Consider the following 21239-nt stretch of genomic DNA (forward strand, 5'->3'; position numbering starts at 1 on the left):
ACCCGGGACCGGGACTCACTCGGCGTGCAAGGCCGCGACCGAGGCAGCCGGCAGGCCCGCCGGATCGGCCGGCTTGCCGCGCGCGCGGCGGACCGCGCGCACGCTGCCGTTACGCATGTCGTCGAGGATGGCGTAGATGGTCGGCAGGAACAGCAGGCTGACCAGGGTGGAGAACGCCAGGCCGCCGGCGATCGCGCGCGCCATCGGGTAGTAGGCCGGCATGTCGTTGCTGCCGCTGGTCGACAGCGCGATCGGCACCATCGCCAGGATCGCCGTGCCCATGGTCATCAGGATCGGCCGCAGGCGTTCGCGGCTGCCTTCCACCAAGGCCTCGGTACGCGACAGGCCGCGCCGGCGCAGGTTGTTGATGTGCTCGATCATGACGATGCCGTTGTTCACCACCACGCCCATCAGCACCAGGATGCCGATGAAGGACATGATCCCGAAGGTGGTGTTGGTGATCCAGAACAGCCAGAACACGCCGAACACCGAGAACAGCACGCCGCTCATGATCGCCGCCGGGAACAGCAGCGACTCGAACACCGCCGCCATCACCACGTAGATCATGATCAGCGCCAGCGCCAGGTTGAACAGCATCTGGCCCATCGCGTCGTCCTCGTCCTCGAACGCGCCGCCTTCGAAGGAGTAGCTGTAGCCGGCCGGGAACGTGACCGCCTTGAGCGTGTCCTCCATCGCCTTGCGCGCTTCCGGCACGGTGGCCTTGTCGGCCAGATTGGCCTGGATGGTCAGCGTGGTCTGGCGGTTGGCGCGGCGGATCTCGGTGGCGGCCGGACGCACGCTGACGTCGACCATGCTCAGCAGCGGCACGGTGCGGCCGTCCGGGGCGCGCACGGTGAACGAGGCGATGTCGGCCACGCCGTAGTTCTCGGCGCCGGCGAAACGCACCCACACCGGCACCTCGGTTTCGCCGCGGCGGAACTCGCGCAAGGGCGCGCCGCGCAGGGCCAGGCCGACGAAGCGCGAGACCTCCTGGGCGCTGAAGCCGAACGAGGCCGCGCGCTCGCGGTCCACGCGCACCGCCAGTTCGCTGTTCTGGTCGCCCGCGTCCACGCGCACGTCGCGCAGTTCCTTGCGCTTGGCCAGGATCGGCACGATGTCCTTGGCGACTTCCGCCAGGGTCTGGGTGGAATCGCCGACCAGCTGCACCTGCACGTTCTTGCCGGGCTGGCCGCCACCGCCGCCAGGACCGCCCTGGTCGCCGATGCCGATGTCGGCGCGCGCCGACTTCGGCAGCGCCTTGCTGATCGCGTCGATCAGCGGCTTGGTGGCGCTGACTTCCTTGGTGTCGAAGGTGATGCGGGTGCCGGCACCGCCGACCTCGCTGTAGTAGGAGTACACCTGGGTGATGTGGAACTTCTTGCGGTTGGCGTCGAGGAACTTCTCGATGCGCAGCACCTCGTCCGACATCTGTTCCTTGGTGTAGCTGCCCTTCCACTGGTAGAAGACGTTGACCTCGCCGCCCTCGTCGCCGCCGAACATGTCGAACTTGGTCTTGGTCATCGGAAACACGCTGATCGCGATGATCAGCACGATGCCCAGCACGCTCCAGCCGCGGTGGGCCAGGGTCCAGCGCAGGAAACCGGCGTAGCGCGTCTGCAGCCGCGGGATCAGGCCGCGCGGATTGTTGACCAGCGGCGGCGTCTTCAGGCGCGCCGAGATCATCGGGATCAGGCTGACCGCGACCAGCCACGAGGCCAGTAGCGAGACCGAGATCGTGATGGCGATCTGGGCCATGTAGATGCTGAGGAAGTTGCGCTCGCCGAACAGGTTGGGCAGGAACACGATGCAGTGGCACAGCGTGCCGGCCGACAGCGCGATGGCGACGTGGCGGGTGCCCAGGATCGAGGCCAGCCGCGGCTGGTCGGGCATCTTCTCGCGTTCCTGGTAGATGCTCTCCACCACCACCACGGCGTTGTCCACCAGCATGCCCACCGCCAGCAGCAGCCCCATCATCGACAGGATGTTGAGGGTGACGCCAGCGAAGTACATGAAGCCCAGGGTCATCACGAAGCAGATCGGAATCGCCAGGGTCACCATCAGCGTCGACGGCCAGTGGCGCAGGAAGAAGAACAGCACCGCGATCGACAGCAGCAGGCCGATGCCGCCGGCCTCGGCCAGGTCCAGCAGCGAAGTGGTGACGTTCTCGCCCTGGTTCTCGATGATCTTGATCTGGATGCCGCTCAGCGAGGGCTCCTTGCGGATGTCCTCGACTTCCTGCAGGGCCAGGCGCGAGACCTCGACCAGGTTGGCGTTGCGCTCCTTGAAGATGTCCAGGCCCACCGCCGGACGGCCGTCCAGGCGGCGCCCGTAGTCCATGCGCGCCGGCTTCATGCGCACGTCGGCGATGTCGCCCAGGCGGGTGCCGTTGCCGCCGATCACCAGATCGCGCAACTGCTGCAGGTCGGTCACCTCGCCCACCGGCTGCACGCGCAGGCGCTGGCCGCCGTCGTCGATCTGGCCGGCCGAGACGGAGAAGTTCACCGCCTGCAGTCGCGTGGTCAGATCGTTGAGGCTGAGGTTGTGCGCGGTCAGGCGATCGGGCTGGATCGCGATCTCGACCTCGTTGGGCGGCGCGCCGGACACCTCGACCCGGGCCACGCCGGGCAGACGCTCGATGCGGCGCTTGAACTCGCGGTCGATCAGGTCGTAGGCGCCGGTCAGGTCCATGTCGCCGGCCAGACGCACGCGCAGCACCGGCTGGTCGGTGGTCGAGAACTTGAGCACGAAATAGCGCTGCAAGTCGTCCGGCAGGTCGGAGCGGATCGCGTCGATGCGCTCGCGCGCCTCGGACGCGGCGATCGCCACATCGCGGTCCCAGTTGGAGAACTGGATGAAGATGTTGGCGCCGTCGGCGCGCGCGCTGGCGTCCATGCGCTTGATGCCGGTCATGGTCGACAGCGTTTCCTCGACCGGACGCAGCACCGTGCGCTCGACCTCTTCCGGGGTCGAGCCGGTGTACGGCATCTGCACGAAGATGAAGGGCGGCGAGACCTCCGGGAACGCCTCCAGCGGCAGCCGGATCGCGGCGATCAGGCCGACCACGAACAGCGACACGAACAGCATGACCGCCGTGACGGGACGCTTGATGCTGAGCTCAGCGATGCTCATCGTGCGCTCCTCACGCGTGGCCCGGGCCGGACGGATCGGTCAGCGGCGCCTGTTCGTCCTCGATCAGCTCGGCGGCGGCGCGCGCTTCGCGACGGGCGCGGCGCGCGCGTTCGCGATAGTGCTCGTCGGAGCGGCGGTCGAGCAGGTCGTACACCACCGGAATCACCAGCAGGGTCAGCAGGGTCGACACCAGCAGGCCGCCGATCACCGTGATCGCCATCGGCGAGCGCACCTCCGCGCCCTGCCCCGTGGCGATCGCCAGCGGCAGGAAGCCGAACAGCGTGCACAACGTGGTCATGATGATCGGGCGCAGGCGCGAGCGCGCGCCTTCGATCAGCGCATCGCGCTTGGCCACGCCCTGCTCGCGCAACTGGTTGACCTTGTCGATCAGGATGATGGCGTTCTTCACCACCAGGCCGACCAACAGGATCAAGCCTATGAACACCACCACCGACACCGCCGACTTGGTCAACAGCAGCGCCAGCACCGCGCCGACCAGGGCCAGCGGGATGGTGAACAGGATCACGAACGGGTGCAGCAGCGATTCGAACTGCGAGGCCATCACCAGGTAGACCAGGAAGATCGCCAGACCGAAGGCGAACAGCAGCGAGTTGATCGATTGCTGCAGCTCCTCGCCCTGACCGCCGATGTGCATGCGCACGTCCGGTAGCGGGTTCTCGGCGACCATCTTCTGCACTTCGGCCACGGCGCCGCCGAGGTCGATGTCGCGCAGGTTGGCCGAGACGATCGCCACGCGCACCTGATCGGCGCGGTGGATTTCGCTGGGGCCGGTGGTGGCGACCACGTCGGCGACCGAGTCCAGGGTCACCGGGCGGTTGCTGCCCGGATTGACGATCAGGCGACGGATGCTCTCGACCGAGGCGCGGTCGGATTCGCGCGCCCGCACCAGCACGTCGATCTTGCGATCGCGGAAGCTGTAGCGGGTGGCGACGTCGCCGCGCACCTTCTTGACCACCACGTCGGCGATCTGGCGCGTGGTCAGGCCGAGCGCGCCGGCGCGTTCCTGGTCGAAACGGATCTGGATCTCGGGGAAGCCCTGCTCCACCGTCGACTTGACGTCGGCGTAGTGCGCATTGCCGCGCAGCATCGCCGCCACGCGCTGACCGGCGCGCTGGATGGTTTCCACGTCCTGACCGCGCAGCTCGATTTCCAGCGGCGTGGAGAACGAGAACAGCGCGGGACGGCTGAAGTTGACCTGGGCGCTGGGATGGGCGCGCATGGTCTCGCGCAGGCGTTCGGTCTCGGCGGCCTCGACTTCCTTGCTGCCGCCGTCGCTCATCACGATGCTGAGCTTGCCGATGTTCTCGCCGCTCTCGGTCGGATTGGCGTCCAGACGCGTGCCGCTGCCGCTGACGCCGAACAGCGAGGCCACGCCGGGATCCTTGCCGTGCTTCTGCTGCAGTTCGCGCACCAGCGCATCGGTCTCGCGCAAGGGCGTGCCCGGCGGCAGCTTGACCGTCATTTCGAAGCGGTCCTGGGCCAGCTGCGGAATCAGATCCGCGCCCAGCATCGGCACCGCCAGCAGGGTCAGGGCGAAGGCCGCGGCGGCCGCGCCCAACACCAACCAGGGCCGGCGCATGGCGCTGGGCAGCAGGCGCATGTAACCGGCTTCGGCGCGGCTGTAAGGCCACATCGCGATGTCGCTGGCCTTGCGCATGACCGGGCCGACCACGGCGGCGACGCCGCGCCATGCGCGAATCGCGAGCCAGGCAGCCCCGTACGACAACCACTTGATAAACCAGAATGCGGCCGCGACCGCAATCGCCGGGGCAGCCGCCCAGTAGCCCATCTTCTCACTGGCGAGAAAGAAGACGCCCACCAGGATCAGCGCGGTCATGACAACGCGCAGCACCTTCAGGGGCTTGTCGGGTGCGGGAGCCGCCTCCTCCGCGAACGACATGGAGGTACGACCCTTGAGCGCGCTCAGCATCGGGATCAGGGTCATCGACACGACCAGCGAGATGCCGATCGCCAGGGCCACGGTCAGGGCCTGGTCGCGGAACAGCTGGCCGGCGATGCCTTCGACGAACACCAGCGGCAGGAACACCGCGATGGTGGTCAGGGTCGAGGCGACCACGGCCATGCTGACCTCGCGGGTGCCGGCAACGGCGGCATCGAGGATGCCCAACCCGCGTTCTCGCGCCTTGGCGATGCTTTCCAGCACCACGATCGAGTCGTCCACCACCAGGCCGGTGGCCAGCGCCAGGCCGCCCAGCGACATCACGTTGAGGCTCAGCCCCAGGCGGTCCATGAAGAAGAAGGTGGTGACGATCGAGACCGGCAGCGACAGGCCGACCACGAAGGTGCTCCAGCCGTCGCGCAGGAACAGGAAGATGATCAGGATCGCCAGCAGGCCGCCGATCAGGCCGTCCTTCTTGACCTCGAAGATCGAGTGGCGGATGAACTGCGACTGGTCGTCGATGGTGGTCAGCTCGACGTCCGGCGGGATCTGCTCCTTGATCTGCTTCAGGCGCGCCTGGATCGCGTCGGCGGTGGCGACGGTGTTGGCGTCGCCTTCCTTGTAGATCGCCAGCTCGACCGCTTCCTTGCCGCCCATGCGGATGATCGCCTCGCGCTCCTTATAGCCCTGGCGCACGTCGGCGATGTCCTTCAGGCGCACCGGCATGCCGCCGGCGACCGAGGCGCTGGAACCGGAGTTCGCGCTCTGCACCGACGCCGCCGCGGCCATCGCCGCCGCGTCGCCGCTGGACGCGGCGATCGCCGCCATCTGCGCGGCCGCGTCGGCCGCCGCGTTGCCGCCGCCGCTCTGGGTGGTGACCAGCATCTCGCGGATCTCCGGCACGCTGGCGAACTGGTTGACGGTGCGCACCAGATAGCGCTGCGACCCCTCTTCCAGGCGGCCGCCGGAGATGTTGATGTTCTCCTGCTGCAGGCGCTGGATCACGGTGTCGATCGGCAGGTTCAGCTGAGCCAGCTTCTGCTGGTCGATGTCGACCTGGATCTCGTCCTCCAGACCGCCGCCGACCTTGACCGCGGCCACGCCGTCGACCGGCTCCAGCTTCTTCTTCAGATCGTCGTCGGCGTAGCGGCGCAGCGCGGTGAGCTGGCGCACCGAATCGCCGTCGGTCTTGGCCGACAGCGCCAGGCGCAGTATCGGCTCGGTCGAGGGATTGAAGCGCAGCAGCACCGGGGCCTTGGCCTCCAGCGGCAGCTGCAGCACTTCCATCTTGTCGCGCACCTCCAGGCTGGCCTGGTCCATGTCGGTGCCCCAGGCGAACTCGAGCACGACGTCGCTCTGGCCGGTACGCGAGACCGACTTGAGCTTGCGCAGCCCCTTGACCACGCCCACGGCCTCTTCGACCGGTTCGGAGATCAGGGTTTCGATTTCCGACGGCGCCGCACCGGTGTACTCGGTGCGCACGGTCAGGGTGGGATAGCTCAGGTCCGGCAACAGGTTGACCTTGAGGTCGCCCAGCGCAATGAAACCGAACAGGATGAAGGTGATGGTCACCATCGCCACCGTGACCCGGCGGCGCGTGGAAAATTCGACCAAACTGAAGGAGCCGCCCTCGTGGGCGTGATTCTTGGAAGCCGGGGTCACGGTGCGTCTCCGCGCTTACTGCTTCGGCTTATCGGATTTCTCGGCGGCCGCGACCTGCTTGGGCGCGTCCTTACCGATCAGCTGCACCAGGGTGCCGTCGCGCAAAGCGGTCTTGCCCGCGATCACGACTTGATCGCCCTGTTTGATGCCGGCGCGCACTTCCGCCCACTCGCCGTCCAGGTAGCCCAGCTTGACCGGCACGCGCGCGGCCTTGGCGTTGCGCACCACGAACACGGCCGGATCGCCCTCGTCCTCGAGCAAGGCGATGCGCGGCACCACCAGCGCGTCGGCGCGGTTGTCGTAGTCGATGCGGATGCGGCCGAACATGCCCGGCTGCAGGGTGCCGCCGCCTTCGAAACTGCACACCACGCGGAAGGTGCCGCTGCCCGAATCCACCACCGGCGCGACGCGATCGACCGTGCCCTGGAAGACCTTGCCCGGCAGCGCGTCCACCGCCAGCTGCACCGGCAGGCCGGCCTTGAGCGTGGCCAGCTCGCGCTCGGGAACGTTGAGCGTGGCCTCCAGACGCGAGGTGTCGACGATGCGGAAGATCGGCGTGTTGATCTGGACGAAGTTGCCGGTCTTGATCGAACGCGAGGCGATCACGCCGGAGATCGGCGCCTGCACGCTGGCATAGGACAGTTCCAGGTTGGCCAGGCGGTTGGCGGCACGCGCGTTCTCCAGGTCGTAGCGCAGCTGGTCGTTGTCGTTGGCGCTGAGCAGGCGCTGTTCGGCCAGCTGCTTGGAGCGGGCGTAGTTGGCTTCCAGCTTGCGCATCTGCGCCGCGGTCTGGGCGGCCTGCAGCTCCGAGCGCGCCGAGTCCAGGCGCACCAGGGTCTGGCCGGCGCGCACGATCTGGCCTTCCTCGGCCATCACGTTCAGGGCCACGCCCGAGGTCTTGGCGACCACCTGGGACTCGGCCCGGGCTTCGAGGGGGGCGGTGCCGGTATAGCTGGCGGCGATGGCCCGGCGCGAAGCCTGGGCGACCTCGACCGGTACCGCGTCCGGCGCCTTCTGTTCTCCGGCCTTGGCCTGGGCTTCGCCGGCGCCGCCGCCGCCCTTGCAGGCCGTCAGGGCCAGGGCGCAGGACAGGGCGAGCAGCGCGACGCGGACGGCGCCGGCCGTCGTGCTGGCCTTAAGGAAAGTGGTGTTTTGACGCATTTCAGACGACCCCGATGGCTGAACTTGCTAGCTGGAACCGGCGCTTGTGCCGGTGTTGTATATAGGTATATCACCCACCTTCGAAATCGCATCCGCCGAAGGTCATGGTGACTGCCGCCATGCGCCGGACACACCCGTCGCCTCTACCGGACAACGCGCGACGCGCACCCGCTCGGCACACCCGCTGTAAGCGATGCGTCCAGGGACGACTTCGTTGCATCCGCATCGCGGGCTATACTTGCGGACTTATGCGCGGTCATGACCGTGCGCAGCCAGCTACCAACTCTTTCGCTAGCCATTCGAGATTGCGGATTACGACATGATGCGACCGCTGACGATCGCCGCCTGCTTTGCCCTGACCATCGCCGCCGCACTGGCCGCGAACGCCGAGGACAAGGCTCCGGCCGCTACTCCCGCCGCCCCGGCCGCGGCCACCGCCGCTCCGGCTCCCGCCGCCAAGGCGCCGGCCGTCAAGGGCAACGCCGACACGGGCCGCCAGCTGACCTACACCTGCCAGGGCTGCCACGGCGTCACCGGCTACAAGAACGCCTACCCGAACTACCACGTGCCCAAGATCGTCGGCCAGTCGCCGGAGTACCTGAGCAACGCCCTGATCGAATACAAGAAGGGCACGCGCAAGCATCCGACCATGCAGGCCCAGGCGCAGAGCTTCTCGGACCAGGACATCGCCGATATCGCCGCCTTCCTTTCGACCGCGAAGCAGTGAGCAGCCGCCCCATGACGACCAAGCACCTCGCCATCGCCCTGTTCGCCGCCCTCGCCGTGTCCGCCTGCTCGCAGGGCGACACCCCGGCCGAGCATTCCTCCGCCGACCGCGCCGAAGGCCACACCTCCTCGTCCGCCGGCCTGCCCGCCGGCCACATCGCCGTCGGCGAAAAGTTGGCCAGCGACAAGAAGCTCTCGGCCACCGGCCAGGCCTGCGTGGACTGCCACGGCGCCGAAGGCAACGCCCCGGTCGACGGCCTGACCCCGAAACTGGCCGGCCAGTACCACGACTACATCGCCCACTCGCTGCAGATGTACCGCGATGGCGACCGCGAGCATTCGCTGATGTCGAACCAGGCCAAGGGCCTGAACGACCAGCAGATCGCCGACCTCGCCGCCTACTTCGGTTCGCGCGAGGGCAAGCTGCACGATCTGCACAACGTGCACTGAGCCCGGCCCGCTCCGGACTCGAACGAAAGGCCCGCTTCGGCGGGCCTTTTTTGTTGGGCTGGTTTTGTCGGGGTGGTTTTGCCGGGCTGGTTTGCCGGGGTGGTTTTGTTCGGCTGGACCCGCGCGCTTTCTGTGGGAGCGGCGTGAGCCGCGATCGCGTCAGGTGCAGACCCACGCCTCCGAGATAGCCGGAACCGCCATCGGCCAATGCGCCGCGCGCGCCATGCCAGCCCCCCCCATCCCCGCGGGTGCAGTCCGGGCGAAACGAAACCACTGCCGCCGCCGATCGCGGCTCACGCCGCTCCCACAGAAAGCCCGGCGGGAAGCCACGCGAAGCGACCGCCCTCACCCGCCCGGCGGCGGCTTCACGCTGCCGTTGTCTTCCTGCAGACCGGGCTTGAACGGGATGTCCGGCGGCGGACGCGCGATCGCCGGCTGCTCGTTGAGGTTGGGGTCGTTGATGCTGCAGGCGCCGCCCAGCGCCAGCAGCGACACGCCGCAGACGATGCTCTTGCTGGTGCCCGGAATCGGGATCGCGACTTCCTTGAAGCCCTTGCGCACCCATTCCTGCAGCAGGGTCTCGTTGGGCCGCCAGTACTTGTCGAACGAGGTCGGCTCGTAATCGTTGGGCTTGCGCCGCAGCCAGGTGCCGGCGCGGTCGATGTTCTTGATTTCCTGGGTGATCGTGCCCGGCGGGAAGCCCGGCGAGGCCGAACCCGGCTGTTCGGCCAGGCGCACGCTGCCGTCGCTGTTGAACAGGCCCGGTTTCTCGCCGCGCTGGCCGCCCGGCACGTTGCGGTTCGACTGGCCCCAGTCGTCGCCGCGCCGCGGCGTGGCGATGCTGCCCGGCGCCGGCGTGGCCTTGGGGCCGGCGCCGGCGCTGGCGGCCGGGTTGCCGCCGCTGGGGCGCGGCGTGCCGGCGGTGCTGGGCGCGGCGGTCGGCGCCGCGCTCGCGGCCGGGTTGGCGGACGGCGCCGTGGCGCTGGACGCCGGCGCGGCGGTCGATGCGCTCGCGGCTGCGGGCGCGGCGGTCGCGGCCGGCGGCGCCGGCACGTCGCGCGTGCGCACGTTGGGCGTGGCCGAGCGCAGCGTGGGCGCGGCGGTGGTCGGCGTCGGCAGTTCGCGCACCTGCGCGCGCTGCAACGGCGCCGGCACTTCGCGTGCGGTCACTTCGGGCAGGCGCGCGCTCAGCGACGGCGCCGCCAGTTCGCGCTGCGGCAATTCGCGCCGGATCGGTTGCACCGGTTCGGAGACTTCGGCCTGACGCAGCTGCTGGGTCGGCGCCGACAGTTCGGGCAGCGCGATCGCGGTCTCGGTGCGGCGCTTGGTCGGCGGCAGCGTGAACACGGTGGTCTCGGCGCTGGGCACGGGCTCGCTCACCGCCACCGGCTGTTCCACCGTAGGCGGCGGCAGCTGCGGTTCGGGCACGTCGCGCTGCGGAACATCGGGCACGGCCGCGTCCAGCGTCGGCATCGGCAAGGCCGGCGAGGCGATGCTGGCGGTGGCCGATGCCGCCGACTCCGCCGGCGCGGGCTGCGCGGCCGAGGCCTGCGGTTGCTCGCTGGGCTGGTCTGGACCGCCACCGGGTTCTTCCGGCGTGCCCACGCCGATGTACTCCACCTGCACCACGGTCTCGCCCTCGGGCGGCGGCGCCGCGTTGCCGAGGAACTGCAGGTACATCAGCCACAGCAGCATGGCGCCGAAGAAGATATGCCACAGCAAGGTGACGCTGACGGCGAACCAATGCACGCCGCGCGTCTCGCGCTCCGGCGGCTGCCATTGCTGACGCCACAGGGTGGCAAAGGCCTGCCAGCGGTTGAGCTCGCCGACACGGCGCGGCGGCGTGGCCAGCGGCCGTCCGGCGAGTTGTTCGACGATGGAATCGGCGCTGGCGCCGGTCACCCGGCCGACGCGCTCGCCCATCGCGGTGAACCAGTTGGCCCAGCCGGGCGGAAACTCGCCGGGCTTGAGCGAGTCGCGGCGCACATTCAGACGCAGCCTGCGCTGCAGGGCTTCGATCAGTGCGGCGGCGGAATACATCTACGGCGCCGCGCCGGACTCAGGCCGCCGAATCGCGACGGATGTAGGGCGCGTCGCCGGTGGCGTGGTCGGTGGCGTCGCGCACCGCGGTCACGCCGGGTACCTTGCTCATCAGGGTCTTCTCGATGCCCTGCTTGAGGGTGACGTCGGCCATGCCGCAGCCGTGGCAGCCGCCGCCGAAGCGCAGCAGCACCACGCCGTCGGCGGTCACTTCGTGCACCGACACGTGGCCGCGGTGTTCGGCCAGCTGCGGATTGATCTCGTGCTCGACCAGCCAATGCACGCGCTCGACCAGCGAGGCCGATTCGGCCGGCGCCTGGCCCTTGATCTTGGGCGCGCGGATCTGCAGTTGGCCGCCGGTGGCCAGGGTTTCGTAGTCGATCTCGGCGCCGTCGAGGTACGGGATGCTGGACGCGTCCAGCCACACCGTGAACCCTTCGCAGTCCACCGCCCACTCGTCGCCGTTCAGATCGCCGGGCTCGGCGAATTCCAGGCGCACGTCGGCGCGCGGCGTGCCGGCATGCACCGCCGACAGCTTCACGCCCAGGCCCGGCAGGGCCTCGCGCTCGATCAGCTTGCGGAAGTGGGTCTGCGCCGATTCGGAAATGTTGATCATGGGGCTATTCTAACGGGGTCCGTGTCGCGTGAAGACACACCCCATGGCCGCGGCGGCCAGCGTTGCGAGTTCCATTCAGCAAGCCGGAGCGAAGCTGCAACCGCCGCAAGGAGCGCAAGACCGATGAACGACCTGATCCCCCTCGCCCAGGCGCACTGCCTGGCCCGTCGCGGCAGCGAGCACCGCCTCAGCGAAGCGCGCGTGCGCGAACTGCTGCCGCAGGTGCCGGGCTGGGAACTGGCCGAGGACGGCCACGCCCTCACCCGCACCTACCGCTTCGACGACTACTACCGCACCATGGCGTTCGTGAACGCGCTGGCCTTCATGGCCCATCGCGAGGACCATCACCCCGACCTGGGCGTGCATTACGACCGCTGCGTGGTGCGTTACTCCACCCACGACGTCGGCGGGCTCAGCGAGAACGACTTCATCTGCGCCGCCAAAGCCGACGTCCTCAACGGTTGACCGCCGCCATGCCCAGCCGCTCCCCGCTCCGCTCCCGTCCATTGCGCGCCGCCGCGGCGGCGCTGGCCCTGACCGCCGCGCTCGCCGCCTGCCAGAAGCCGGCCGAGGCGCCCGTGGTCCGCTCGACCGAACCGATGGCCGTGCACACGCCGCCGCCGGAGTACCCGATGGAGCTGGGCTGCCAGGACATCGGCGGCCAGGTGGTGCTGCAGGTCACCATCGGCGTCGAAGGCAAGCCGACCGCGATCCGCCAGGTCCGCGGCAGCGGCTCCAAACCGCTGGACGATGCCGCGGTCGCCGCGGTGCGCGGCTGGACCTTCCGCGCCGCCACCCGTGGCGGCAAGCCCACGCCGGTCGCGATCCAGGTGCCGATCACCTTCAGCCCGCCGGACGTGCGTCCGGAGTCGTGCTTCCAGTACGACGAAGCGCAGAAGAACAAACTGTAAGCCGAGCGCCTCCGCCCTTGGCGGCACACGCGCCGCCGTTGCCGCCGCAGCGCGCGCACGTCCTGCCGCAAAGTGCGCCTGCGGCGCGCGGCCAACGCCGCGATCGCGCGCAGGATCGGCGATGATCGCGTCCGCCGCCGCCAGCGCGGCGTCGAAATCCATCGAGACCTGGGGAGGCCTCGCTCCATGTACAACCGCTCGACCCGTAGCGCACTGCGCGCGTGCGCGCTCGCCCTGGCGCTGCTGTCGCTGGGCGCCCAGGCCGTCGAGCCCCCGCCGTCGCCCGAACCGCCTCCGCCGCCGCCCGGTTGGGGCTGGGGCGGCACGCCCGCGCCGGCGCCGGCGCGCGTGACCGATCCGCGCCTGCGCCAGCGCGAGCCCAAGATGAAAACGCCGATGCGCGTGCGCTATCCCGACGCGGAGGCCTGCATGCGCGTCGACGGCGTCGTCTTCCTGATCGTCACGGTCGGCGAAAAAGGCGACGTGATCGAGGTCCAGGTCGAACGCAGCACGCGCAATCGCATGCTGGACCGCGCGGCCATGAACGCTGCGCGCGAAACCCGCTGGACGCCGGAGATCTTCAACGGAAAGCCGGTGGTTTCGCGCGCCCGTATCCCGGTCGAATTTGTGCTGCCGGACGTTCCGTCGGAAAGCTGCCAGCGCGTCAGCGTAGCCCTGGTCGATGCCCAAGGCGCCGCGCAGCTGACCCCGCCGCCGGCCGGCCAGCCGCTGCGCGCGAAAATCGGCCTGTACGTGCCCGCGCCGCTGGAACTGAAACTGGTGCTGCGCCACGCCGCGCCCGGCAGCGATGCCGCTCCCTACGCGGTCGTGCACGAGGAACGCCGCAGCCTGGAACGCCCGGCGCGCGTGGAAATGAGCCATCTCGACTTCGCCACGCCCAAACCGCTGGCCGCGGGACCGTACCTGCTGGAAATCTGGATGCACGGCGGGCTGGTCAGCAGCACGCCGGTCGAGGTGCGCTGATCGAGGCGTGCTGATCGAGGCGTGCCGATCGAAGCGTGCCGATCGAAGTGCGCTCAGCTCCACCCCTTCGTGGCGGTCGCCGCCGGCTTGCCGCGTTTGCGCCGTGGCGCGAAACCACAACCTCCACACCGATGCGCACGCACGGCCTGGCGCAAACCAGTGCGCTCGAACGCCCAAGCGAGCGCCACAGACGCGACCATGCCACCTGCACCCTCGTCAGCAGGGCCGGGAAACATCGCGCTGCCCCGTCCCGCTGCCCGCATCCGCCTCTACCCCTACGCGAGCACGATCCCATGCAACCACGCCGCACCGTCCAATGGCTGCTCGCCACGCTGCTCGCCCTGGCCGCCTTTACCGCCTCCGCCCAGCAGATCATCTGCCAGGCGCCGCAGGGCGGCCAGGTGCCCTGCCCCAGTCCGTTCGGCGACGCCTATGGGAACATGGCGGAGCTGCAGCGCCAGGGCGACGAGCGCCGCGCGCGCGAATGGGCCGAAGACAAGGCCGGGCGCGAGTCCGATTACTGGGGCGCACTGGCCGTGCACGCGCCCAGCGGCGAAGCGGTCAACATCGGCTTCGAGAGCGAGCCCAAGTGGGCCTTCGGCCCGCTGCGCCAGGCCTGCAACATCCGCTACGGCTGCGACGTGGTGGTTCTGTACAAGAACACCTGCGTCGCGATCGCGCGCGGCGACCGCGGCGAGATGTTTCTGGCCGACGACGTCAAGCCGCAGCAAGCCTCGGCGCTGGCCTCGCAGGCCTGCAGCAAAGCCGGCGCCGGCGCCTGCAAGGTGGGCAAGAAAGAACTGACCTGCAGCGGTTACAACTACATCGACTCGGTCACCGGCGAGGGCGGCATCGGCCAGAAGTCGCTGTTCGCCAAGTGGCGCAAGCTGCGCTTCGACGTCGCCGCGAAGGTCGGTGGCGACGTCCTGATCCAGCCGCCGATGGCGACCTACAACCCGCGCCTGCGCCAGGCGCTGACCCGGCCCAAGGCCGACCGCGCCAACCTGGTCAACCGCGACGTGCGCGACGACGCGGTCTGGGCCCGGATCGGCCTGACCCCGGCGCCGGACTTGTGGCTGGCCTTCGCCTTCTCCGCCGCCAGCGGCCAGATCGGCCTGGGCCTGGAGCGCAACGAGGACGGCGCGGTCGCGGCCGCGCGCGGCAAGTGCCAGGCGGACGATTGCGAAACCCTGCTGCGCGCGCGCAGCGGCCAGTGCTACGCCATTGTCCAGGGCATCACGCCCAAGGCGCGCCTGCACTCGGTCGCACTGGTCGGGCGCACGCCGGAAGATGCCCAGAAAGCGGCCCTGAAGCAGTGCGCGCAAGGCGCGACGGACTGCTCGGTGGCCGTCGCCGAATGCGTGGAGTGAGCGGGCCGGCGCACGCGCCGACCGTCTCGCGATCGGTCGCGTCCGGGCCCGTGGCCCGGCGCGACCGCCACGCTGCTTAGCCGCCCAGCCGGTCCAGCACCTCGATCAACTCCGGCGCCAGCGGCGCATTCAACAGATACGATTCGCGGCCGCCGTCCAACGCGAACTCCAGCGTCGCCGCGTGCAGGAACAAGCGCCGCAGCCCGGCCTGGTCGCGCAGGCGCTTGTTGGCCTCGGGTTCGCCGTACTTGTCGTCGCCGGCCACCGGATGGCCGATGTGCTGGGCGTGCACGCGGATCTGGTGGGTGCGGCCGGTCTCGATGCGGACCTCGCAGTAGGACTGTCCGCCGCGCCGCTCCAGTACCTTGAAATGACTGAGCGAGGCCTTGCCGTCGCGGTGCACCTGGACGTGGCGCTCGCCGCCCTGGCGCAGGCCGATGTGCAGCGGCGCGTCCACGCTCATCACCCCGTCGGGCACACGCCCGGTCAGCAGGGCCAGGTAGCGTTTGCTGATACCGCCGTCCTCGCGCATCAGCGCCTGCATCTCGGTCAGCGCCGAGCGCTTCTTGGCCACGATCAGCAGGCCCGAAGTGTCGCGGTCCAGTCGGTGGACCAGCTCCAGGGTGTGGCCGGGGCGCAGCGCGCGCAGGGTCTCGATGGCGCCGAAACTGATGCCGCTGCCGCCGTGGCTGGCCACGCCGGAGGGCTTGTTCAGGGCCAGCAGGCGCGCGTCCTCGTACACGATCGCCGCGTCCAGCGCGTCCATGAAGCCCTTGGGCGGCGCCGCCTTTTCTCCGACCTCGCTGAGACGGACCGGCGGAATCCGCACCTCGTCGCCCGCCTCCAGCTTGCGTTCGGCCTTGGCGCGACCGCCGTTGACCCGCACCTGTCCGGAGCGGACCAGCTTGTAGATCAATGACCTGGGTGCGCCCTTAAGTTGCCCAAGCAGGAAATTGTCCAGGCGCTGCCCGTCCCGGTCGTCGGGCACGCGGACAGTACGGGCGCCCGGGCCCGCGGCGGAGTTGGCTGGAGAGGTCATCTGCGGAAAGCGTTATCTGTTACACTCGCGACGCGAGATAAGGTTTTGATTTCGCTGGGAGTTGTCCCGCAGGTCGCGCCGACTGGGCATGACCGCAGGATTGGGCCGAAAGCCCCTCCTCGCGATTCCGGTCCGCGTCTAACCACTGCCCACGGGGTAGCCATGTTAGCAGCGACGGTCCGGCGGAACCCGCCCTCGCCCGGTGGTTCTCCCGCAGGGGCGACGCCATCGCGATGAACACCACCCGTGCGGCGCCAAGGTTGAGACCGAAGGCCGCCGCCGGGCCCCCGCCCCGAGCGACGCTCGCGTCGCCGGTCCGACAGTCAGGCAACAAAGCAACAAGCGCTCCCGCGGCGTGCCGTGGTGTAGAAGCGCTGGTAGTGGAAGTTTCGCCGGCGCGCGCCGGGCGCAGAGCGGTTCGCCGCCCTGCTGCGTACAGGCCGCGACGGCGGGGCTTCGGTTCCCAGATAGCGAAACGCCATGGCGTTCCGCGCGGTAGAGCGCGCGAGGAACGCAACAATGAAGCGCATGCTGATCAATGCGACGCAGGCGGAAGAACTGCGCGTCGCGATCGTCGACGGCCAGAACCTGTACGACATCGACATCGAACAACCGGCCAAGGAACAAAAGAAGTCCAACATCTATAAAGGCCGCATCACCCGCCTCGAGCCCTCGCTCGAAGCGGCGTTCGTGGAATACGGCGCCGAGCGCCACGGCTTTTTGCCGCTGAAGGAAATCTCCCGCGACTACTTCCAGGCCGGCGTCGACCATAACAAGGCCGGCCTACGCGAACTGCTGCGCGAAGGCCAGGAAGTGGTGGTCCAGGTCGACAAGGAAGAGCGTGGCAACAAGGGCGCCGCCCTGACCACGTTCATCTCCCTGGCCGGCCGCTACATGGTGCTGATGCCGAACTCGCCCACCGCCGGCGGCGTCTCGCGCCGCATCGAGGGCGACGACCGCGCCGCCCTCAAGGAGGCGATGGACAAGCTGGCCATCCCCGACGACATGGGCGTGATCATCCGCACCGCCGGCGTCGGCCGCGACGCCGAAGAGCTGCAGTGGGATCTGGACTACCTGCTGCAGGTCTGGAAGTCGATCGCCGAGGGCGCCCTGAGCAAGCCCTCGCCGTTCCTGATCTACCAGGAATCGCGCCTGATCATCCGCGCCCTGCGCGACTACATGCGCCCGGACATCGGCGAGATCCTGGTCGACACCGACGAGATGTACGCCGAAGCGCGCGATTTCGTCGAACAGGTGATGCCGCACAACCTGCGCAAGCTGAAGAAGTACGGCGACGACACCCCGCTGTTCAACCGCTTCCAGATCGAGTCGCAGATCGAGAACGCCTACGAGCGCACCGTGCGCCTGCCCTCCGGCGGCGCCTTGGTGATCGACCAGACCGAGGCCCTGACCGCGGTGGACGTGAACTCGGCGCGCGCCACCAAGGGCGGCGACATCGAGGAAACCGCGTTCAACACCAACCTGGAGGCGGCCGAGGAGGTCGCGCGCCAGATGCGCCTGCGCGACCTGGGCGGACTGGTGGTGATCGACTTCATCGACATGTCGTCCAACCGCCACCAGCGCGAGGTCGAGAACCGCCTGCAGAACGCGCTCAAGCAGGACCGCGCGCGCGTCCAGATCGGCCGCATCTCGCGTTTCGGCCTGCTCGAACTCAGCCGCCAGCGCCTGCGCCCGTCGCTGGGCGAGTCCAGCCAGCTGGTCTGCCCGCGCTGCGACGGCCACGGCCGCATGCGCAGCGTCGAGTCGCTGTCGCTGTCGATCCTGCGCGTGGCCGAAGAGCACGCGATGAAGGAGAACACCGGCCAGGTGCTGGTACAGGCGCCGACCGAGATCGCCAACTACCTGCTCAACGAGAAGCGTCGCGCGCTCAGCGAGATCGAGCAGCGCCACGATTCGCCGATCGTGATCGTCGCCGACGAGCAGCTGGAGACCCCGCACTACGAGGTCACCCGCATCCGCGAAAACGAGCTGGGCGAAGAATCCAGCAAGCCCAGCTACCAGCGCGGCACCCCGCGCAAGCTGCCCACGCACGCCCTGACCAAGGCCCATCTGAACATCCCCGATGCGCCGATGGTGACCAACGTCAAGCCGGCCCAGCCCGCGCCGATGCGCGAGCCGCGCGAGGAGCCGGCGGTGGTCGCCGCGCCGGCGCCGGTCGCCGTGGCCGCGCCGCAGGTCGGCCTGTTCGGCCGCCTCATCAATCTGTTCCGTGGCGCCCCCGCCGCTCCCGCCGCGCCGGCCCCGGCCGCGCGTGCGCAGGACGGCCGTGGCCGTAACGAGCGCAACGACCGCAACGGCGGCCGCCGCGACGGCCGCAACGAAGGCCGCAACGGCAAGGGCGGCCGCGACGGCGGTCGCCGCGACGAGCAGCGCCGCGACAAGCCGCAGGGCCAGCAACAGGGCCAGGGCGGCAAGCAGGACGGCGGCAAGCAGGAGCAGCAGCCCAACCGCGGCAAGCAGGAACAGCAGGCTAAGCAACAGCAGCCGCAGAACCCGCCCAAGCAGCAGCAACAGCCCAAGCCGCCCAAGCAGCCGCAGGGTCAGGCCGACGAGCGCGCCAACAACGCCGCCCAGCCGCAGCAGGCGCAGGCCAACAACGCCCCGCGTCCGCCGCGCGAGCCCAAGCCGGCCCAGCCGCAGCCGTCGCCCAAGGCCGACACCGATGCGCTGACCGTGCCCGCGGTCGCCGCCGCCGTCGCCCTGCCCGCCGTCGCCGCCGCGACCGGCGAAGCGGTGGCCGCCGAGGAAGCGATCAAGCGCGAAGCCGCGGTCAACACCAGCAACGAGAACGGCGCCAACGGCGACGAAGCCGCGGGCGAAGGCGGCGGTCGCCGCCGCCGTGGCCGTCGCGGCGGTCGCCGCCGTCGTCGCGGTGCGGGCGAAGCCGGCGCCGCCGGCGAAGCGCAGCTGCACGACGACGTGCTCAGCGACGACGAGGACGAGGCCAGCGACGAGCCGGGCGCGACTCCGATCGCCGCCGCGCACCGCTCGCAGCCCGAGTTCGATTTCGACGACGACACCAGCGCCCCGGCCAAGCCGGCGCCCGTGTCGGCCGCGCCCAGCGCGGTCGCCGCGGCGGCACCGGTCGCCGCCGTCGCCGCCGCGCCGGTCGTCAACAAGGCCGTCTTCGAAGCCCGCGAGCCCGCGCGTTTCGACGCCGTCGCCGAGCGTGCCGAGCCGACGCAAGCCACGGCCGTCGCGCCGGTCGCCAGCGCCCCGGCCGCGATCGAATCGGCTGCGATCGAATCGGCCCCGGTCGAGCCTGCCCTCAGCGCAGCCGTCGCCGCCGAACCGGTCGCGACCCAGCCTGCCGTGACGGCGCCCGCCGTCGCTGCGCCGGTCGTGGAGCCGACACCGGCCGCCGCGGCCGCCGAAGCGATCGCTCCGGTCGCGGCTGCCGCTCCCGCAGCAGCCGCATCGGTCGATGCCGACGCGCCCAAGGCCTACACCGCCGACAAGCCGTACGAAGCACCCAAGGCTTACGAATCGCCGAAGGCCTATGAAGCGCCGAAGGCGTACGAAGCACCGAAGGCCTACGAAGCGCCCAAGCCGGTCGTGACCGCGCCGCAGTACGCCCAGCCCGCGCCCAAGGCCGAAGAAGCCGCGGCGCCCGCCGCCCTGGTCGAGACCGAAGTGGTCGCGCCCGAAGTGGTGGAAGCCGAGCTCGTGCCGCAGCCCGTGACCGTCGAGGACACCGTGGTCGAAACGCCGGCCGTGGTGCCCGCCGTCAATGTCGAGCCGACCGCCACCGGCAACGGCGACGCCGACAAGCGCAGCGAGGCCGCGCCGTCGGTGCCGCACACCGCCAGCCTGTTCGACCCGGTGCCGCAGCCGACGCGTCCCGCACCGGCCCCGGCCGACGCCGCCGTCGAAGGCCAGGCCGAAGGCACGTCGGACGAGGATCGCTCGCAGCGCGGCTGATCCGCTTGCCGATCGAGTCGAAGCAACGGGCCGCTACACGCGGCCCGTTGCTTTTCTGGGGTTGTTTATCCGCCTTCGCCGGACACGCGAACACAGCGACCGCTGGCGGGGTTCGCATCGAAGAGCAATGAGTCCACTTCGAACACCCATTCGGCGCTTACCCGGGGTTTCGGGTCGTGGAAGCTGGGGCGTCTACACGGCGCGGATACAGCTAGGGAGCGGACGCTCGCGCTCTTGACCCTCGCTTCGCGGGGACCACGTCCGGTGCATTGTCGGCTCTGCCAGTGCGCCCACACCGGCCACGACACCGCCTGCTTTTGCTCGCGCGCTCTGCTTTCGCTCGTACGCCCCGCTGTTGCTCGTGCACTCCGCTTTGCCCGTCATCCCCGCGAAGGCGGCGATCCAGCATGCCAGCGTGCCATCACGGCCGAAGGCCGGCCACGTCTCGTTTCCGACGGCAATGCGCTACAGCGCGTTCGCCGGATCCGCCAAGCCATACTGGCCGGCCAGCCGCGCCAGCGCGATCGTGTCGACCACCGCCAGCTTGGCGAACAAACGCGTCTTGTGCGTGTTGACGGTCTTGGCGCTCAGGCTCAAGCGCTTGGCGATCTCTTCCTGGCGCAGGCCCTGCACCAGCAGCAACGCGATTTCGATCTCGCGCGGCGACAGCTCGTCGAACGGCGAGGCACCGCCGTCGACCTTGGCCAGGGCCATGTTCTGCGCGATCGCCGATGCCAGATAGCGCTTGCCGCGGGCGACATCGCGCACCGCGCGCAACAGCTCGGCGGCATCGCCGCCCTTGTTGACGTACCCCGAAGCGCCGGCCGCGAGCAGGCGCTGCGGCATCGGCCCGTCCTCCAGCACCGACACGATGATCACCCGCGTGCCGTGATCGCCCTTGACCACGCGCTCGGTCACTTCCAGCCCGCTGTAGCCGGGCAGATGCAAATCGCACAGCACCACGTCGGGCAGCAGCTTGCGGATTTCCGGCAGCGCGATCTCGCCGCTCTCGGCGTCGCCGACCACTTCGATGTCGGTTTCCGCCGACAGGATCATGCGCATGCCGGTTCGCACCAGCGCATGATCGTCGACTAGGTAAACGCGTATCGTCATGCTGCCCTCGGCCGATCCAAAGTCGCGCTCCCGAAGTCGCGCACAGTCCTGCTGCGGCCTGTTGCGAGCGAGGCTACGCGGCGTGCGCGGAGCACGCAAGCCGCCACGAACCTATGGCACATTCGATCAATTGTCGCGCTGTGCAAACTCCAGCTAATTCGTCGGGCTAAGGAAC

13 protein-coding genes and 1 pseudogene are annotated in these 21239 nt (G+C 69.6%); 7 read left to right on the forward strand and 7 right to left on the reverse strand.

What is annotated here, in order from left to right:
• Nucleotides 1–15: 15 nt before the first annotated feature.
• From LVB77_RS12970 to LVB77_RS12980, 3 genes and pseudogenes are all read right to left on the reverse strand, one after another.
• A complete protein-coding gene (locus LVB77_RS12970) occupies nt 16–3129 on the reverse strand; it encodes an efflux RND transporter permease subunit (RefSeq protein WP_232906521.1) in 3114 nt (1037 codons plus the stop codon).
• Nucleotides 3130–3139: 10 nt separating this feature from the next.
• Nucleotides 3140–6712, reverse strand: coding sequence for an efflux RND transporter permease subunit (locus tag LVB77_RS12975; RefSeq protein WP_232906522.1), 3573 nt, complete (start codon nt 6710–6712; stop codon nt 3140–3142).
• A gap of 15 nt (nt 6713–6727) precedes the next feature.
• Nucleotides 6728–7878 (reverse strand): annotated as a pseudogene (locus tag LVB77_RS12980) (efflux RND transporter periplasmic adaptor subunit).
• Between the two features lie 317 nt (nt 7879–8195).
• Between LVB77_RS12980 and LVB77_RS12985 the strand changes: the two are divergent.
• The gene (locus LVB77_RS12985) at nt 8196–8600 is read left to right on the forward strand and encodes a cytochrome c (RefSeq protein ID WP_232910287.1); all 405 of its coding nucleotides are present in this window, start codon (nt 8196–8198) and stop codon (nt 8598–8600) included.
• 11 nt (nt 8601–8611) lie between these two features.
• Nucleotides 8612–9049 (forward strand): c-type cytochrome, encoded by a 438-nt coding sequence (locus LVB77_RS12990; RefSeq protein ID WP_232906524.1) that lies wholly within the window; start codon nt 8612–8614, stop codon nt 9047–9049.
• A 345-nt stretch (nt 9050–9394) separates the two neighbouring features.
• On the opposite strand, the gene LVB77_RS12995 is transcribed toward LVB77_RS12990, so the two are convergent.
• Complete coding sequence (locus tag LVB77_RS12995; protein WP_232906525.1) at nt 9395–11089, reverse strand: hypothetical protein; 1695 nt, start codon at nt 11087–11089, stop codon at nt 9395–9397.
• A 19-nt stretch (nt 11090–11108) separates the two neighbouring features.
• On the reverse strand, nt 11109–11705 hold the full coding sequence (locus LVB77_RS13000; protein ID WP_232906526.1) for an NfuA family Fe-S biogenesis protein: 597 nt from the start codon (nt 11703–11705) through the stop codon (nt 11109–11111).
• A 123-nt stretch (nt 11706–11828) separates the two neighbouring features.
• Between LVB77_RS13000 and LVB77_RS13005 the strand changes: the two genes are divergently transcribed.
• The 4 genes from LVB77_RS13005 to LVB77_RS13020 all read left to right on the forward strand — a co-directional run bounded on the left by LVB77_RS13005 (nt 11829) and on the right by LVB77_RS13020 (nt 14970).
• The gene (locus LVB77_RS13005) at nt 11829–12170 is read left to right on the forward strand and encodes a 4a-hydroxytetrahydrobiopterin dehydratase (protein WP_232906527.1); all 342 of its coding nucleotides are present in this window, start codon (nt 11829–11831) and stop codon (nt 12168–12170) included.
• Nucleotides 12171–12178: 8 nt separating this feature from the next.
• Entirely contained in the window at nt 12179–12616 is a 438-nt protein-coding gene (locus tag LVB77_RS13010) for an energy transducer TonB (RefSeq protein WP_232906528.1), read from the forward strand.
• Between the two features lie 186 nt (nt 12617–12802).
• The gene (locus LVB77_RS13015; protein WP_232906529.1) at nt 12803–13600 is read left to right on the forward strand and encodes an energy transducer TonB; all 798 of its coding nucleotides are present in this window, start codon (nt 12803–12805) and stop codon (nt 13598–13600) included.
• Between the two features lie 293 nt (nt 13601–13893).
• On the forward strand, nt 13894–14970 hold the full coding sequence (locus tag LVB77_RS13020) for a DUF4189 domain-containing protein (RefSeq protein WP_232906530.1): 1077 nt from the start codon (nt 13894–13896) through the stop codon (nt 14968–14970).
• Between the two features lie 76 nt (nt 14971–15046).
• On the opposite strand, the gene LVB77_RS13025 is transcribed toward LVB77_RS13020, so the two are convergent.
• On the reverse strand, nt 15047–16009 hold the full coding sequence (locus tag LVB77_RS13025; protein WP_232906531.1) for an RluA family pseudouridine synthase: 963 nt from the start codon (nt 16007–16009) through the stop codon (nt 15047–15049).
• Between the two features lie 519 nt (nt 16010–16528).
• On the opposite strand from LVB77_RS13025, the gene rne reads away from it, so the two are divergent.
• Nucleotides 16529–19951: a ribonuclease E gene (gene rne / locus LVB77_RS13030; RefSeq protein ID WP_232906532.1), complete on the forward strand. Its 3423-nt coding sequence runs from the start codon at nt 16529–16531 to the stop codon at nt 19949–19951.
• A 465-nt stretch (nt 19952–20416) separates the two neighbouring features.
• On the opposite strand, the gene LVB77_RS13035 is transcribed toward rne, so the two are convergent.
• Nucleotides 20417–21064 carry a response regulator gene (locus LVB77_RS13035; RefSeq protein WP_232906533.1) on the reverse strand — a complete coding sequence of 216 codons (648 nt, stop codon included), beginning with the start codon at nt 21062–21064 and terminating at the stop codon, nt 20417–20419.
• Nucleotides 21065–21239: the final 175 nt, after the last annotated feature.

Source organism: Lysobacter sp. 5GHs7-4 (assembly GCF_021284765.1).
In the GTDB taxonomy this organism is placed as follows: Bacteria; Pseudomonadota; Gammaproteobacteria; order Xanthomonadales; family Xanthomonadaceae; genus Lysobacter.

Excerpts from the sequence above, each read along its gene's own strand:
- LVB77_RS12970 (WP_232906521.1), bottom strand. The coding sequence starts at position 3,129 with ATGAGCATCGCTGAGCTCAGCATCAAGCGTCCCGTCACGGCGGTCATG.
- LVB77_RS12985 (WP_232910287.1), top strand. The coding sequence starts at position 8,196 with ATGCGACCGCTGACGATCGCCGCCTGCTTTGCCCTGACCATCGCCGCC.
- LVB77_RS12990 (WP_232906524.1), top strand. The coding sequence starts at position 8,612 with ATGACGACCAAGCACCTCGCCATCGCCCTGTTCGCCGCCCTCGCCGTG.
- LVB77_RS12995 (WP_232906525.1), bottom strand. The coding sequence starts at position 11,089 with ATGTATTCCGCCGCCGCACTGATCGAAGCCCTGCAGCGCAGGCTGCGT.
- LVB77_RS13000 (WP_232906526.1), bottom strand. The coding sequence starts at position 11,705 with ATGATCAACATTTCCGAATCGGCGCAGACCCACTTCCGCAAGCTGATC.
- LVB77_RS13005 (WP_232906527.1), top strand. The coding sequence starts at position 11,829 with ATGAACGACCTGATCCCCCTCGCCCAGGCGCACTGCCTGGCCCGTCGC.
- LVB77_RS13010 (WP_232906528.1), top strand. The coding sequence starts at position 12,179 with ATGCCCAGCCGCTCCCCGCTCCGCTCCCGTCCATTGCGCGCCGCCGCG.
- LVB77_RS13015 (WP_232906529.1), top strand. The coding sequence starts at position 12,803 with ATGTACAACCGCTCGACCCGTAGCGCACTGCGCGCGTGCGCGCTCGCC.
- LVB77_RS13020 (WP_232906530.1), top strand. The coding sequence starts at position 13,894 with ATGCAACCACGCCGCACCGTCCAATGGCTGCTCGCCACGCTGCTCGCC.
- LVB77_RS13025 (WP_232906531.1), bottom strand. The coding sequence starts at position 16,009 with ATGACCTCTCCAGCCAACTCCGCCGCGGGCCCGGGCGCCCGTACTGTC.
- rne (WP_232906532.1), top strand. The coding sequence starts at position 16,529 with ATGAAGCGCATGCTGATCAATGCGACGCAGGCGGAAGAACTGCGCGTC.
- LVB77_RS13035 (WP_232906533.1), bottom strand. The coding sequence starts at position 21,064 with ATGACGATACGCGTTTACCTAGTCGACGATCATGCGCTGGTGCGAACC.